This is a genomic window from Leadbetterella sp. DM7, assembly GCF_040829825.2.
In the GTDB taxonomy this organism is placed as follows: domain Bacteria; phylum Bacteroidota; class Bacteroidia; order Cytophagales; family Spirosomataceae; genus Leadbetterella.
This window is the reverse complement of record NZ_JBFOLH020000003.1, coordinates 159,092-172,257: the sequence shown is the minus strand read 5'-3', so window position 1 is coordinate 172,257 and position 13,166 is coordinate 159,092. Positions and strand designations below refer to the sequence as shown.

General features: G+C 48.9%; 13 protein-coding genes, 2 tRNA genes and 1 other RNA gene. 9 read left to right on the top strand and 7 right to left on the bottom strand.

Annotated elements, in window-relative coordinates; all coding sequences use genetic code 11:
- The first annotated feature begins 194 nt into the window (after positions 1-194).
- The 5 genes from AB2U10_RS04500 to AB2U10_RS04480 all read left to right on the top strand — a co-directional run bounded on the left by AB2U10_RS04500 (position 195) and on the right by AB2U10_RS04480 (position 2,267).
- Entirely contained in the window at positions 195-884 is a 690-nt protein-coding gene (locus AB2U10_RS04500) for a hypothetical protein (protein WP_367913202.1), read from the top strand.
- 42 nt (positions 885-926) lie between these two features.
- Positions 927-1,304, top strand: a transfer-messenger RNA (tmRNA) gene (ssrA, locus tag AB2U10_RS04495).
- A gap of 70 nt (positions 1,305-1,374) precedes the next feature.
- Entirely contained in the window at positions 1,375-1,548 is a 174-nt protein-coding gene (locus tag AB2U10_RS04490; protein WP_367913203.1) for a hypothetical protein, read from the top strand.
- Positions 1,549-1,686: 138 nt separating this feature from the next.
- Complete coding sequence (locus AB2U10_RS04485) at positions 1,687-1,845, top strand: hypothetical protein (RefSeq protein WP_367913204.1); 159 nt, start codon at positions 1,687-1,689, stop codon at positions 1,843-1,845.
- Positions 1,842-2,267 (top strand): type II toxin-antitoxin system VapC family toxin, encoded by a 426-nt coding sequence (locus tag AB2U10_RS04480; RefSeq protein ID WP_493820225.1) that lies wholly within the window; start codon positions 1,842-1,844, stop codon positions 2,265-2,267. Before AB2U10_RS04485 ends, AB2U10_RS04480 begins: the two co-directional genes overlap by 4 nt.
- Before the next feature lie 14 nt (positions 2,268-2,281).
- Here the strand turns inward: AB2U10_RS04480 and AB2U10_RS04475 are convergent, their stop codons facing one another.
- Genes AB2U10_RS04475 through AB2U10_RS04465 form a run of 3 tightly spaced genes read right to left on the bottom strand, consistent with a single transcriptional unit; the run spans position 2,282 to position 4,295 of the window.
- Entirely contained in the window at positions 2,282-2,521 is a 240-nt protein-coding gene (locus AB2U10_RS04475) for a hypothetical protein (RefSeq protein ID WP_367913205.1), read from the bottom strand.
- Positions 2,518-3,105 (bottom strand): lipoprotein signal peptidase, encoded by a 588-nt coding sequence (locus AB2U10_RS04470; RefSeq protein WP_367913206.1) that lies wholly within the window; start codon positions 3,103-3,105, stop codon positions 2,518-2,520. The genes AB2U10_RS04475 and AB2U10_RS04470 overlap by 4 nt, the downstream gene beginning before the upstream one ends.
- Positions 3,102-4,295 carry a proline dehydrogenase family protein gene (locus AB2U10_RS04465; RefSeq protein WP_367913207.1) on the bottom strand — a complete coding sequence of 398 codons (1,194 nt, stop codon included), beginning with the start codon at positions 4,293-4,295 and terminating at the stop codon, positions 3,102-3,104. Before AB2U10_RS04465 ends, AB2U10_RS04470 begins: the two co-directional genes overlap by 4 nt.
- 81 nt (positions 4,296-4,376) lie before the next feature.
- Between AB2U10_RS04465 and AB2U10_RS04460 the strand changes: the two genes are divergently transcribed.
- The 3 genes from AB2U10_RS04460 to pdxA all read left to right on the top strand — a co-directional run bounded on the left by AB2U10_RS04460 (position 4,377) and on the right by pdxA (position 9,063).
- A complete protein-coding gene (locus AB2U10_RS04460) occupies positions 4,377-5,471 on the top strand; it encodes a chorismate mutase (protein WP_367913208.1) in 1,095 nt (364 codons plus the stop codon).
- A gap of 124 nt (positions 5,472-5,595) precedes the next feature.
- Positions 5,596-7,863 (top strand): GH92 family glycosyl hydrolase, encoded by a 2,268-nt coding sequence (locus tag AB2U10_RS04455; RefSeq protein WP_367913209.1) that lies wholly within the window; start codon positions 5,596-5,598, stop codon positions 7,861-7,863.
- 126 nt (positions 7,864-7,989) lie between these two features.
- A complete protein-coding gene (gene pdxA / locus AB2U10_RS04450; protein WP_367913210.1) occupies positions 7,990-9,063 on the top strand; it encodes a 4-hydroxythreonine-4-phosphate dehydrogenase PdxA in 1,074 nt (357 codons plus the stop codon).
- A gap of 2 nt (positions 9,064-9,065) precedes the next feature.
- Here the strand turns inward: pdxA and rlmD are convergent, their stop codons facing one another.
- The 3 genes from rlmD to AB2U10_RS04435 all read right to left on the bottom strand — a co-directional run bounded on the left by rlmD (position 9,066) and on the right by AB2U10_RS04435 (position 10,721).
- Complete coding sequence (rlmD, locus tag AB2U10_RS04445; protein WP_367913211.1) at positions 9,066-10,466, bottom strand: 23S rRNA (uracil(1939)-C(5))-methyltransferase RlmD; 1,401 nt, start codon at positions 10,464-10,466, stop codon at positions 9,066-9,068.
- An 83-nt stretch (positions 10,467-10,549) separates the two neighbouring features.
- Positions 10,550-10,622 (bottom strand) — tRNA-Lys (locus AB2U10_RS04440).
- A 26-nt stretch (positions 10,623-10,648) separates the two neighbouring features.
- Positions 10,649-10,721, bottom strand: a tRNA-Lys gene (locus AB2U10_RS04435).
- Positions 10,722-10,757: 36 nt separating this feature from the next.
- On the opposite strand from AB2U10_RS04435, the gene AB2U10_RS04430 reads away from it, so the two are divergent.
- Complete coding sequence (locus tag AB2U10_RS04430; RefSeq protein WP_367913212.1) at positions 10,758-11,513, top strand: hypothetical protein; 756 nt, start codon at positions 10,758-10,760, stop codon at positions 11,511-11,513.
- A 192-nt stretch (positions 11,514-11,705) separates the two neighbouring features.
- Here AB2U10_RS04430 and AB2U10_RS04425 read toward each other — a convergent pair whose 3' ends face one another.
- Positions 11,706-13,163, bottom strand: a complete 1,458-nt coding sequence (locus AB2U10_RS04425; RefSeq protein WP_367913213.1) for a glycine--tRNA ligase — start codon at positions 13,161-13,163, stop codon at positions 11,706-11,708.
- Positions 13,164-13,166 lie beyond the last annotated feature (3 nt).

The following is a 13,166-nucleotide window of genomic DNA, read 5'->3' as shown; positions in this document are numbered from 1 at the left end:
ACAACCTTTTTGCCTGCCGGCGGGTCTTTACAGCATAGATCATTTCTCAAACCTTTTATGAAATAGCCATGAGCAGTCAGCTATCAGCTATCAGAAGTCGGGCACATCGGGTGACGTATCACCAACCGGCCCATGAATAAGCGATCCGCCGCTGCGGCTGATAGCTGAAGGCTGAAAGCTAAAATTTTACACAGATGAAAAAAATAAAGACATTGATGTTGATTGCAGTCCCGGCCGTGCTTTACTCCTGCCTTACTACAGATGATGAAGTAACAGCCCCCATTATTGACCCTCCGGCGACGATCCTGGTAAAAAAAGACAGCCTGACTGCCGGAAAACATTACGGGATCACCATCGGACAGGCTGCCTCAGACGCTTACCCGGGGGCACAGCTGCTCACCGACAGCCTGGGGGTTACTTACCTGAACCTTGTTTCGAATTTTATCACTGATTTCAGCACATTGGAACAGCAGCTTCCGCTTTATTCGTACATGACATTTGATGAAAAAGCAGGAACAAGTGACGGAGTTCAGCTTTGGTTTGAAAACAGGAAGCTGAAAAGCATTTACCTGAACGGCGGTAAGCGGTTGGGACAATGGCCCGAAAGTATAAGTGCATCGGAGGCGGTTCGCGAGGGAGAAAGTAGTGAAATGACCGCTGAAAAGCTGAAATCCCTGCAGGGCAATAGCCGCTACCGGCCGAGGTTTGAACACAGCATGCTGGGCGTAAAAAACCTGCAGGAAGCGTTTGATCCCACCATGGAACAGGCCCCGGAGTGGTATTTCGGTTATAAGGTAGACGAAAAAGATACCCGTTACGTACACGTGCATTTCATTGAAGGCAAGGTGAGTTATATCCTGGTCAATCATATGAGAACACTTTAATGGAACTATCCGGTGTGATCCGGGGTTACTATAGATAGTAATGGGGACGACCGGTTTTGACGGCATGAAGCCATTGCGAGTATAAGCATGTATGGAGTTGGTGGAAGGTCTCCATTTAAAAAATCTACCGAACAATAACTGGCAATACTTCGTATGCCATGGCTGCCTAATTTCGGAGTAAATTACGCATAAGCCACATCCCTCCCGGGCCAACCTCTGCCGCCAGGGATTCAGGGGTGTCAACCATGCAGAGGCGTTCAGATGCGGGCTTCTGATTTCTGAATAGTATTTGAGAAGATAAGGGTCAGACCAGGTACGCCGGACGGCTTTCTGACCCCGAAAATTAAGACCGGCTAAACATGTAGAAGGCTTGACAGTAGCCGTGTTCGGACCAGGGTTCGAATCCCTGCGTCTCCACTTAGAGGGATTTCATTGCGAAATCCCTCTTTTTTGTAAACTAAATACCGGTTTCATTTCCAGGCAATTAGAAGTGCAGAAAGGCAGCCGGCTGGCGGTGGTACTCAACGTGAATAAAAACCCGTTTTCGGAACTGAATTACGGAACAGGAAAACGGGTAACTACCGAAACCATAAAAGACGCCCACGAGCCCTTGCGTATCCGGTGGTATTCCGATAGTTTTATAAAAATACCTGTATTGAAATAGGTTAGGGTTCTTTACTTAATTTGAGTAATTCGAAATCTTGTTTTCCAGGATAGTATTTTATAGAACGCCATTTATTATCCAGAGTTCAGAAGAAATAATTTTTCTATGCCTAAATTTGTGCATTAATCAGCAGAACTTATGGAAACCAAAGAAAAAAAGACAAGCAAAAGGAGGAACAAAGATTTCGGCTTTAAATCAATGAAGGAAGAGCCAAAGAAGCTCTCAAAAATTGGAGAATGGTTAAAGAGCGGGAAATCCGCATTCGAAATCATTGATCATGAAGCGATTTTGAAATGATGAACAGGTATTTGTTAGATACCAATATCCTTGTGTATATAATATCAGGAGAAGACTATAAAATACAGAGGGATATAATGGCTGTAATTTCTGACGCTTATAATATTTGTGAAGTGAGTTCTGTATCTATGATAGAAGTATCTCAACTTCTTAGGAAAGCTAAAATAAAACCAAGAAGAGACTGGGAAAAAGAAAACGTATTAGAATTGTTAACGAACAATTTAAATATTCGCATACTTCCTTTTACAGAAAGGCATGTAAACACACTCTTAAAATTAGATGCAGGATCCGGCCACAATGATCCTGATGATTTCGCCATCGTTTCACATGCTATAACCGACCGTTATACGCTGGTTTCGTCCGATGAGAAATTCAAGTATTATACCGGTCAGGGCTTAAAGTTTCTTTACAATAAACGCTGATAGAAAGCCTGGGGTTACTTCCCGATAATGAAACCCACCAGCGTAACCAGGAGCAGAACAGCCAGGGAAACGTTCCACCACTTTTTCTTTTGCTCGGCGGGATTCCTGATAATAAGCACCATACACGCAATGCTCAGCAAGGTACAGATCACCTGGATGACCTTCTGGGCCTTGACGCCGGGAATGTTATAAGACCCGTAAAGTGCCATAAAAACAAGCAGGGCCACCGCTATTTTCAGATTAGAAAGTTTCATTTATTTCCCAGTTCTAAGAATTTCTTTTGAAAGATTAAAATTGCTACCACTCCGCAAAATATGCAAGCATCGGCGAAATTAAAAATAGGCGTAAGAAAATAACTCCCGCCGTAACGCGGCACCCACTCGGGCCAGAAGCCGTCAAGCCAGTTGAAGTAGAACATATCAATGACCTCACCGTGGAACCAGGGCGTTTTCACCCATTCAGGGGCATTGCCCGGCAGCAGGGCACCGTAAAAGATACTGTCGATCAGGTTGCCCAGCGCCCCGGCCAGGATAGCCGCCAGCGCCCACAGGATACCGTTATCAGGGTGTTTCCGGGCCTGCCTGAACAGGTAGTAGCCGATCAGTCCCATGGCCAGCACCCGGAAAAGGGTAAGCGCGATCTTCCCGTAATTTCCGCCCAGCTCCATGCCGAAGGCCATACCGGGATTGGTCACATAATGCAATTTAAATACCCCGTGAATGAGGTCGATGCTTCCGTTATGCTGCGGAACCACCACGTAATACATCCAAAGCTTCAGGCCCTGGTCTATTGCTATAAGCAATAAGGTAAACAAAAAATATTTTCCGGCTGATCTCATGCTGACTTTCTTCTTTCCCTCTCTTTTTTGATCAATAAATATTCGCGGCTGCTTTGTCCGGCAATAGACGTATTCTCATCTGCTCTTCTGAAGAGATACGGCATAACCGACTCAATAGGCCCGTAAGGTACATATTTGGCTACATTATAACCGGCGGCGGCCAGGTTGAAGGAAATGTTATCGCTCATTCCCAGAAGCTGGGCAAAAAAGACACGGCTGTCAGACGGCGCAATCCCGTTTTCGTCCAGGAGCGCTACGGCCAGGTTGCAGCTGTCTTCGTTATGGGTGCCCAGGCATACGCTGATATAGTCTATTTCGGAAACGCTTAAAGCAACCGCCTCGTCGTACTCTTCATCAGAAGCCTGCTTGGTGGGGTTGATCGGGTCGGCGTATCCTTTTTCTTCCGCCCTTTTCCGCTCTTTTTCCATATAGGCACCCCGTACCAGCTTGGCGCCAATGGTAAACCCGCCTGCTTTTGCCGTCCGGATGTGCGCCTCCAGGTTTCCGTAAGAAGCGGTGCGGTACATCTGGTATGTATTATAAATAAGCGTTTTACCGGGTGTATTGTATTTCTTCATTTCTTCGAGCGTAAGCTCGTCAATGACATCCTGGATCCAGGTTTCTTCGGCATCAATGAACAAACGAACACCCTTATCGGCGGCGCTCTTGCAAAGGGTCTGGAATCTCTTGACCAGGCGCTGGTATGCACTCAGCTTTTCAGGCGAAAGGCAGTCGATGCCGTCTTCCTGTACCTCTGCCAGGAGCTCCCGTGAGCCGATCCCCGTTACTTTGAACACCGAAAACGGGATCTTTTCAGGATAGAGGCTGGCCATTTCAATGGTTTTCATGAGCTCGGCCTTGGTTTCATCAAAGCTTTTCTCATCGTCTTCCCCTTCCACGCTGTAATCTAAAATGGTGCCTACTTTGTAACGGTGCAGCTTGTCGATGGTCTTTTCACACTCCTGGATATCCTCACCGCCGCAGAATAATTGGAAAATAGTTCGTTTAATTATAAATTTTATGGGTAAACCTATCTTCAGAAACCACTTAATTAAAAAAGTACCTATATTTACCAGCCAATTTTGATTCATGGCCATAAAAATAGAGTAGTTGAGGTTCAGTTGGCTGTTGGATTGGTTTTTGAACGCTGTTTCCGTATCAGAAAAATCAATACGACGTTTAGGTGACATAAAGAATGTTCGATGAATTTGAGGCACAAAGATAATTGGTTTTTAAGATAAAATAGGAATAGGATTAAATAGTTTCACTTAATGAAAGCAAATTTGAACGTGTCGCCACTGGAGTCCTGGGTAAAAACAGATGGCAAACCCCTGATCATTGCAGGACCATGCAGTGCGGAAACAGAAGAGCAGGTATTGGAAACAGCGGAAGGAATAGCCCGGAACGGTTATGCGCACATTTATCGCGCGGGCGTGTGGAAGCCAAGAACCCGGCCGGGTAGTTTTGAAGGGAAAGGCGAAGAAGCGCTGCCCTGGTTACAAAAAGTAAAAGAGCAGACAGGCTTGAAAACCGCTGTAGAGGTAGCTACCCCGCAGCATATTGAGCTTGCATTAAAATATGGTGTAGATGTATTGTGGATCGGTGCCAGAACCACCGTTAACCCGTTTAATGTGCAGGACCTGGCCGACGCCCTGAAGGGTGTGGATGTGCCGGTGCTGATCAAAAACCCGGTAAACCCGGATCTTGCCCTTTGGGTAGGTGCATTTGAGCGTATTGCCGGTGCCGGAATTACCAAGCTGGGTGCCATTCACCGCGGTTTCTCCAACGCCCAGGAAACCAAATACCGGAACTCGCCGATGTGGCAGATTGCTGTGGAATTTAAAACATATTTCCCGGCTATCCCGATGATCGGTGACCCCAGCCACATGGCCGGTAAAAGAGCCTACCTGGCGGAGCTTACCCAGCGAGCCATGGACCTCAACTACGACGGATTGATCATTGAGTCGCACCGTAACCCGGACGAAGCGTGGTCAGATGCCTCTCAGCAGCTTACCCCGGATGCGCTGGGCGAAATGCTGAACAACACGGAATTCCGGAAAGCTACTTACGGAACCGACTTCCAGTCGGAGCTGGACCGGCTGAGAGCGCGGCTCGACAACCTGGACCGGGAGCTGATGGAAGTGCTGGCCAGCCGGATGGCCGTAGTAGAGCAGCTGGGCGAATACAAACGGGATAACAACGTGGCCGTGCTTCAGCTGGATCGCTGGAAACACGTGCACGAAAGCCGTGCGGAATGGGCGAAAAGCCTGAATCTTTACCCGGAAGTAGTGGAAGAGCTGTTTAAGCTGATCCACATGGAGTCTATCCGGAAACAAACCGAAGTAATGAACCGTCAGACTATATAAAGTACGGATCGATAAGGAAAGGCCGGGTCTCCGCAGGGAGGTCCGGCTTTTTTATGCCCTTCATCGTCCTCTAATTATAAATTATTTTCTTATTTTTGTTATAAATATTAAAAATATTAAGAATATGAGAGCTGCGCTGTTGGTAATCGGGCTTGTTGTATTAACGGGATGTACCCGGGAGGCCTCACAAAAAGACTTGTCGGTCTATGTAGACCCGTATATCGGTTCGAAAGGACATGGCCATGTATTTGTAGGGGCCAATGTGCCGTTTGGGGCAGTGCAGCTGGGGCCATCCCAGATCATGAGAAGCTGGGACGAGTTTAACGGCTGGGACTGGTGCTCCGGTTATAATTATATCAGTGAGGAGATCCTGGGCTTTACCCACACCCACCTGAGCGGAACGGGGATTGGCGACCTGAACGATATCCTGGTACTACCGGCCACAGGCCAGCCGCAACTTCAGCCCATGGCGTTTGAAAAGCCTGAAACGGGTTACGGCTCCCTGTTCAAAAAAGAAAATGAAAAAACAGAAGCCGGGTATTACCGGGTGCACCTGGATAAATACGGTATAACAGCCGAGCTTACGGCCTCTGAACGTGTAGGCATGCACCGGTACCGCTTTGAGCAGACAGAAAATGCGCATGTGCTGGTAGATCTGAAATTTGGTATGGGTTGGGACGCAGCCGTAGCCACCCGCTTTGAGCAGGTCAACGATACCCTCTTCACCGGTGAACGCTTTTCTAAGGGCTGGTCAAAAGATCAACGGGTATTTTTTGCCCTGAAAACCTCTGTACCCGTAAAAAGCCTGCAGCTGTTTGAAGATACGGTGGCCGTTCAGGGAAACCGGGCAGAAGGCCGGGCTACCAAAGCCCTGTTGTTCCCCGCCCTGACAGATGGGAAGAAAGAGCTGGTGATAAAGGTGGCTCTTTCACCCGTAAGCACTGAAAACGCCCTGCTGAACATGAATACGGAGGTGCCGCATAACGACTTCGACCGGCTGCGGGAAGAAGCACGGGAAAAGTGGAACACCCATTTGTCACGTATAGCGATTGAAGCTGCCGATTCAGTGAAAACCGTTTTTTATACTGCTTTGTACCACACCCGTTTTGCGCCCTCGCTCTTCAATGACGTCAACGGCGATTATCTCGGCTCGGATAAGCAGGTGTACAGGAAAGCCGGGTTTCAGAATTATACTACCTTTTCTTTGTGGGATACCTACAGGGCGTTACACCCCCTGCTGACCCTCACCGACCCTGAGCGCTCGGAAGATTTTGCGCAGTCGCTCGTAAATATTACTAAACAGCAGGATGCCATGGCTCTGTGGCCGCTTTACGGGAGCGAAACCTTTTGTATGATGGGAAACCCGGCCATGACCGTTATTTCAGATGCCTTCCGGAAAGGCCTGCTCAGGAAGGAAACGGCTCTGCAGGCATTTGATGCGCTCTATAAAGTCTCCAACCACCCTACCGAAGCCGAACTGCCGGTGGGTCAGAAATGGGTAAAAGACCTGAAGTGGATACCGGCAGATTACATTCACGAAACGGTGGCCTGGGGCATGGAATATGCCGTGGCTGACGGGGCGTTTTCAGCCATGGCCGAAGCACTGGGCAAAAATGAGGCGGCCCAGTATTACGGAGAGCGGGCCGGCCTTTACAAGCTCTATTTTGACCCTGAAAAGAAATTCTTTAACGGGCGTTTCGCAGACGGGTCTTTCCGTAAGAATTTTAATCCCTTCAGTGCTGACCACCGCACCAACGACTACGTGGAAGGCAATGCCTGGCAATACCTGTGGATGGTGCCTCACCAGCCTTATGAGCTGATCAGCCTGCTGGGAGGCGACGAGGCCTTTGTAAAAAGGCTGGATGAATTCTTTGCCCTGCCCAGCGAGCTGGACGCCACGGCTTCTAACGATATCAGCGGGTTAATAGGCCAGTATGCGCACGGCAATGAACCCAGCCACCATGTGATTTACCTGTACACCTTTGCCGGCAAGCCCGGTAAAACGGCAGAAAAATTGAGGGAAGTGGCCGATAAATTCTACACTACCCGTCCTGACGGACTGAGCGGTAACGAGGATGTGGGCCAGATGAGCGCCTGGTACGTGCTATCGGCCATGGGTTTTTACCCGGCTAGCCCGCTGAGCGGGGAGTTTGTGTTTGGGTCTCCCCTGGTTAACAAGGCTACCCTGAAAATCGGGAAAGATAAAAGCTTCCGGATCCTTGTCAAAAACAACAGCCGGGAGAATAAATATATTCAGACCGTACGCCTGAACGGTAAAAATTACGAAAAGCTCTCTATTTCTTATGCGGATATCATGAAAGGCGGTGAGCTGGAATTTACCATGGGAGCTCAGCCGGCTGCCGCTATGGAGAAGGCACAACGGCCGCAATAAGCGGGCGGAGATGTGCTCAAAGGAAATGCAGCGGTTATTTTCTGCTACGTGTAAAATCTGATACATAGCAAATTTTACACGTGGTAAGGGGAAAATCCCTAAATTTGCCCCAAAATAAAGATGTGAATGGAATTTATACCCCGGATAGGAATTACAACAGGTGATATCAATGGAATTGGCCCCGAAGTACTGCTGAAGGCCTTAAACACTCACCGTGTGAATAAAATTTGTATTCCTGTGCTCTACGGTTCCGGGAAGCACCTGAGCAAATACAAAAACCTGGTAGGCATGCAGAACTGGCAGTACACGCACATCCAGGATGCATCGCAGGCGCAACAAAAGAACTTTAACCTGGTCAATTGCCTGAAAGGCGAATATTTTGATCTGACACCCGGCAGTCTGGACCCGAAAGCCGGCCAGCTGGCCTATGACAGCCTGGAAAGAGCCACCCAGGACCTGAAAAGCGGTAAAATCGATGCGTTGGTGACCGCACCGATCAGCAAGGAGAACATCCAGAGCGACACGTTCAAATTTCCGGGACATACCGAATACCTGGCCCAGGCTTTTGAAAAGAAAGATGTGCTGATGTTCATGATTAGCGATGGCCTGCGGATAGGGGTAGTAACGGGGCATATCCCGCTGGATAAGGTAAAGAAAGTGCTGAGCCGCGAGGCCATTGCTTCCAAGCTGAACCTCATGCTCCAGTCGCTTAAAACAGACTTCGGCATTGCCAAGCCCAGGATAGCCGTGCTGGGCCTTAATCCGCATGCCGGTGAAAACGGCCTGCTGGGCGATGAAGAAAAACAGGTGATTACCCCGGTGATTGAGCAATATAAGAACAAGGGCCACCTGGTTTTCGGGCCCTTCCCTACCGACGGCTTCTTTGCCTCCGACAACTTCAGGAAATTTGATGCTATCCTGGCCATGTACCACGACCAGGGCCTGACCCCTTTCAAGATGCTGGCTTTTGACACCGGCGTTAATTTTACGGCCGGGATTCCCGGTGTACGCACCTCTCCCGATCACGGTACCGGCTTCGATATTGCGGGAAAGAACGTGGCCGATCCGGGCTCCATGCTTCATGCCATTTATGCGGCAGCCGACATCAGCCGACAGCGGCACGAATACAACGATCTGGAGGCACACGCGTTAAAGCACCAGAAAATTGATATCGAAAACCTGAAGAAGGAGAAGAATTAATTTCACTTTAGTACCAGGCTCACAATGTTCTCCACATGAAAAGTGTGGGGAAACATATCTACCGGTGCTACGGCTTCCACTTCGTATTTTTCGCTTAATATTTCCAGGTCACGGGCCTGGGTGGCCGGGTTACAGCTGACGTATACAATGCGCCGGGGGGCCATGTTGAGCAGCATTTCACAGACGGGCTTATCCATGCCCGCACGGGGCGGATCGGTAATGACCACATCGGGCCGGCCGTTGGCGGCAATAAACTCTTCGTTCAGGATTTTGGCCATGTCTCCTGCAAAGAAACGGGTGTTGTGAATACCGTTGATCTCCGAGTTGATCCTGGCGTCTTGTACGGCCGGTTCTATGTACTCCACCCCTACTACCTGCCGGGCCTGGCGCGCCAGGAAGTTGGCAATGGTTCCGGTACCGGTATACAGGTCGTAAACCAGGTCGTTTTTGCCGATCCCGGCAAATTTCCGCACCAGCTTGTACAGTTCATAGGCCTGTTCGGAATTGGTCTGGTAGAACGATTTTACCCCGATCCTGAATTTCAGCCCCTCCATTTCTTCGGTGATGTAGGGCAGTCCGTGGTAATACACGGGTTCCAGGTCAAAGAAAGTGTCGTTTCCTTTGGTATTAATGACATAGCTTAAAGACGTCACCTGCGGGAATTTTGCCACAAACTGATCCAGCACGGCGTGAATGGCCTCGCGGTCATTTTCGGCAAACTGCACCAGCACCATGAGCTCACCTGTTGAGGTGGTACGGATCATAAGGGTACGGAAGAACCCTTTGTGTACGATATGGTCATAAAAAGGCTTCCCGGATGCGATTGCCGCCTCCCGGAAGAAATTCCGTACTTCGTTGGAGGGATCGCCCTGCAGGTAACAATGGTGAATGGGCAATACTTTATCAAAACGCCGGGGCACGTGAAAGCCCAGGGCATTCCGGTCGAGGTTTTCATCTGAATCCACCTCTTTCTCCGTAAACCAGCGGGAGTTGGAAAAGGTATATTCGAGCTTATTCCTGTAAAAACGGGTCCTGGCAGAGCCCAGGATGGGCGATGTATTCTTTAACGGCACTTTCCCTATCCGCGACAGCTGATCGTACACCTGGCGCTCTTTCTGGGCCAGCTGGGTCTCATAGGGCACATGCTGCCATTTGCAGCCGCCACAGTCGCCGAAATGCGCACAGAAGGGCTCAATCCTGTCTTTGCTGAATTGATTAACGGAGAGAACCCTTCCTTCAGAAAAACGTTTTTTGGATTTGGAAACCAGCAGCCTTACCTCATCGCCCGGAACTACCTTACTACCATCTACAAAGATCACCTCGCCGTCGTTCTTTGCAATGCATTTTCCTTCTGCAGCGAAGTCGAGGATCTGGATGTTTTCAATTTCGTATTTTTTCTTCATGCAAGGTGCTTTATCTTTGCAAAGATGAATGAGAAAATTAAAACAACGGATATAAAAAAAGCGATGAGTTTTTCATCGCTTAGTGATCCCGCTGGGATTCGAACCCAGGACCCATACATTAAAAGTGTATTGCTCTACCAGCTGAGCTACGGAATCGAAACCGATTCTGTTGTTGTTTTTAGTGATCCCGCTGGGATTCGAACCCAGGACCCATACATTAAAAGTGTATTGCTCTACCAGCTGAGCTACGGAATCAAAACTCATTTCAGAAAGTGTCTCTCTCAAATGAGGATGCAAAACTATGCATTTATTGCTACAGTTCAAAAGCCCTTTATTAAAATATTTTTACTTTTTTTTCTCTTCCTGAGCCAACCTTTTGATACTAAAGCACAAAACGATATTGCCAAAAAAGCCGATTCTCTCTTCCTGGCCAGGAATTACACCGAAGCAGCCAAAATGTACGAGGCTATATTCGCAGATCCGAAGGTAAACAACGAGCACGTCAGCCTGAAGCTGGCTTATATCTTCGAGAACGAGGGGAATTTTCCCAAGGCGCTTTTTTACCTGAACAGCTATTATAACCTTAAGCCCACCGACGAAGTTTTTGACAAGATGAACAAAATGGCGCTGATGAATAAGTTTACGGGTTATGAACGGAACAACATCAATTTTGTCTTCGCCATTTACCAGCAGTATTACATTTTTATCCTGTATGCGGTGATTATTTTCGGAATTTTCCTGCTGTGGGTGCTCTTTAATAAGCGAAAGCAGGGAAAACCCATTTACAGGAACAACTGGGCCCTGGTGATCACCTACATGGTGTTGCTGGCTTTGCTGATCAACCTGCCCTCCAGCTATAAATCAGCCATTGTAAAAGAGAAAACCTACCTGCGGAATTTCCCGAGCTCGGCCGCTACGGTTATAGGCGAAATTGAGCCGGGCAATAAGATCAATATTTTCGGCAGTGATGATATCTGGCAAAAGGCATACTGGAACCGCGGCGTGGCGTATGTGAATAAAAGTGATTTGTGGTTATTAGAAAACTGAGTGCAAGGCACCAGGTGTTCTTGCATCATTACTGTGCTCGGTTCTCGACTATGTCTGGTTTTCGACTGCACTCGGTTCTCGTCTACGCTCGAACTGACAAGTGGTGGTCGTTCCTGTCAGTTCGAGCGTAGTCGAGAACCAAATGCAAAAAAGCCGGGGAATTACCCCGGCTTCATTGTATTATCTATACGCTCAAATCGCCTCCAGTATTCTTTGCGGATCTACTGCAAAGCCGATTTTCTCTTTAAGATCAGCAATTTTTACCCGCTCCTGCTCCATGCTGTCGCGGTGACGGATAGTGACGGTATCGTTTTCCATGGTTTCGTAATCTACGGCTACGCAAAACGGTGTTCCGATGAGATCCTGCCGGGTATAGCGTTTACCGATAGCGCCGCCGTCGTCGTAAACGGTACGGAAAGATAAACGGAGCGAATCAGCGATCTGCTGTGCTTTTTCAGCCAGTCCGTCTTTTTTCACCAGGGGCAGGATAGCCGCTTTTACCGGTGCCAGGGCCGGGTGAAGCTTCAGGTAAGTACGTTCTTTTTCGCCTGTTTCCACGGTAAAGGCATTGCAGAAAGCGGCCAGGAAGAGGCGGTCAGCCCCTACCGAGGTTTCTACTACGAATGGAATGTAGTTGCCGATGGCTTTGCCGTCTTCGCCCAGGTCGGGATCAAAGTATTGCAGCTTCTTTTTCGACAGTTCCTGGTGATTTCTCAGGTCGAAATCCGTACGGGAGTGAATTCCTTCGATTTCCCTGAACCCGAACGGAAATTCGTATTCAATATCTACGGCGGCATTGGCGTAGTGCGCCAGCTTCTCGTGATCGTGGTATTTCAGCTTTTCAGCAGGCAGGCCGAGGGCCCTATGGAAACGGAGACGGGTATTTTTCCATTTTTCGTACCATTCCATTTCTGAGCCGGGACGTACAAAGAACTGCATTTCCATTTGCTCAAACTCCCGCATCCGGAAAGTGAACTGGCGGGCCACGATCTCGTTCCGGAAAGCCTTACCGATCTGCGCAATACCGAACGGCACTTTCATACGGCCGCTTTTCTGCACGTTCAGGAAGTTCACAAAGATCCCCTGGGCCGTTTCGGGCCTGAGGTAGATCTGGCTGGCGTCTTCAGCCACAGAACCCACCTGGGTAGAGAACATCAGGTTGAACTGCCGTACTTCTGTCCAGTTAGACGTTTTGGAAATGGGGCATACAATGCCCTCTTCAATGATCAGCTCTCTCACCTCATCGAGCTTCTCGGCACCCAGCAGCGCGCCCATTTTCCGGAGAAGCGCCTGCGCCCGGGCCTCGTCACCGGCCACTGCGTATTCTTCGGCTTTCCCTTCCAGGAGCTGGTCAGCGCGGTAACGTTTTTTGGAGTCTTTGTTGTCGATCATGGGGTCATTGAAGCCGTCAACGTGCCCCGAGGCCTTCCAGGTAAGCGGATGCATGAAAATAGCGGCATCTACCCCCACAATATTGTCGTTCAGCTGGGTCATGGCTTTCCACCATACCTGCTTGATATTATTTTTCAGCTCCACTCCGTTCTGGCCGTAATCGTACACCGCCTGGAGCCCGTCGTAAATCTCAGACGAAGGAAATACAAACCCGTATTCTTTGGCGTGACTGATAATGTCTTGTAAAGTAGCACTCATAGA

What these genes read in the sequence shown, in the direction of transcription:
- pdxA (WP_367913210.1), top strand. Translation starts at nt 7,990, where the DNA reads ATGGAATTTATACCCCGGATAGGAATTACAACAGGTGATATCAATGGA.
- rlmD (WP_367913211.1), bottom strand. Translation starts at nt 10,466, where the DNA reads ATGAAGAAAAAATACGAAATTGAAAACATCCAGATCCTCGACTTCGCT.
- AB2U10_RS04425 (WP_367913213.1), bottom strand. Translation starts at nt 13,163, where the DNA reads ATGAGTGCTACTTTACAAGACATTATCAGTCACGCCAAAGAATACGGG.
- AB2U10_RS04475 (WP_367913205.1), bottom strand. Translation starts at nt 2,521, where the DNA reads ATGAAACTTTCTAATCTGAAAATAGCGGTGGCCCTGCTTGTTTTTATG.
- AB2U10_RS04455 (WP_367913209.1), top strand. Translation starts at nt 5,596, where the DNA reads ATGAGAGCTGCGCTGTTGGTAATCGGGCTTGTTGTATTAACGGGATGT.
- AB2U10_RS04430 (WP_367913212.1), top strand. Translation starts at nt 10,758, where the DNA reads ATGCAAAACTATGCATTTATTGCTACAGTTCAAAAGCCCTTTATTAAA.
- AB2U10_RS04460 (WP_367913208.1), top strand. Translation starts at nt 4,377, where the DNA reads ATGAAAGCAAATTTGAACGTGTCGCCACTGGAGTCCTGGGTAAAAACA.
- AB2U10_RS04485 (WP_367913204.1), top strand. Translation starts at nt 1,687, where the DNA reads ATGGAAACCAAAGAAAAAAAGACAAGCAAAAGGAGGAACAAAGATTTC.
- AB2U10_RS04470 (WP_367913206.1), bottom strand. Translation starts at nt 3,105, where the DNA reads ATGAGATCAGCCGGAAAATATTTTTTGTTTACCTTATTGCTTATAGCA.
- AB2U10_RS04500 (WP_367913202.1), top strand. Translation starts at nt 195, where the DNA reads ATGAAAAAAATAAAGACATTGATGTTGATTGCAGTCCCGGCCGTGCTT.
- AB2U10_RS04480 (WP_493820225.1), top strand. Translation starts at nt 1,842, where the DNA reads ATGATGAACAGGTATTTGTTAGATACCAATATCCTTGTGTATATAATA.
- AB2U10_RS04465 (WP_367913207.1), bottom strand. Translation starts at nt 4,295, where the DNA reads ATGTCACCTAAACGTCGTATTGATTTTTCTGATACGGAAACAGCGTTC.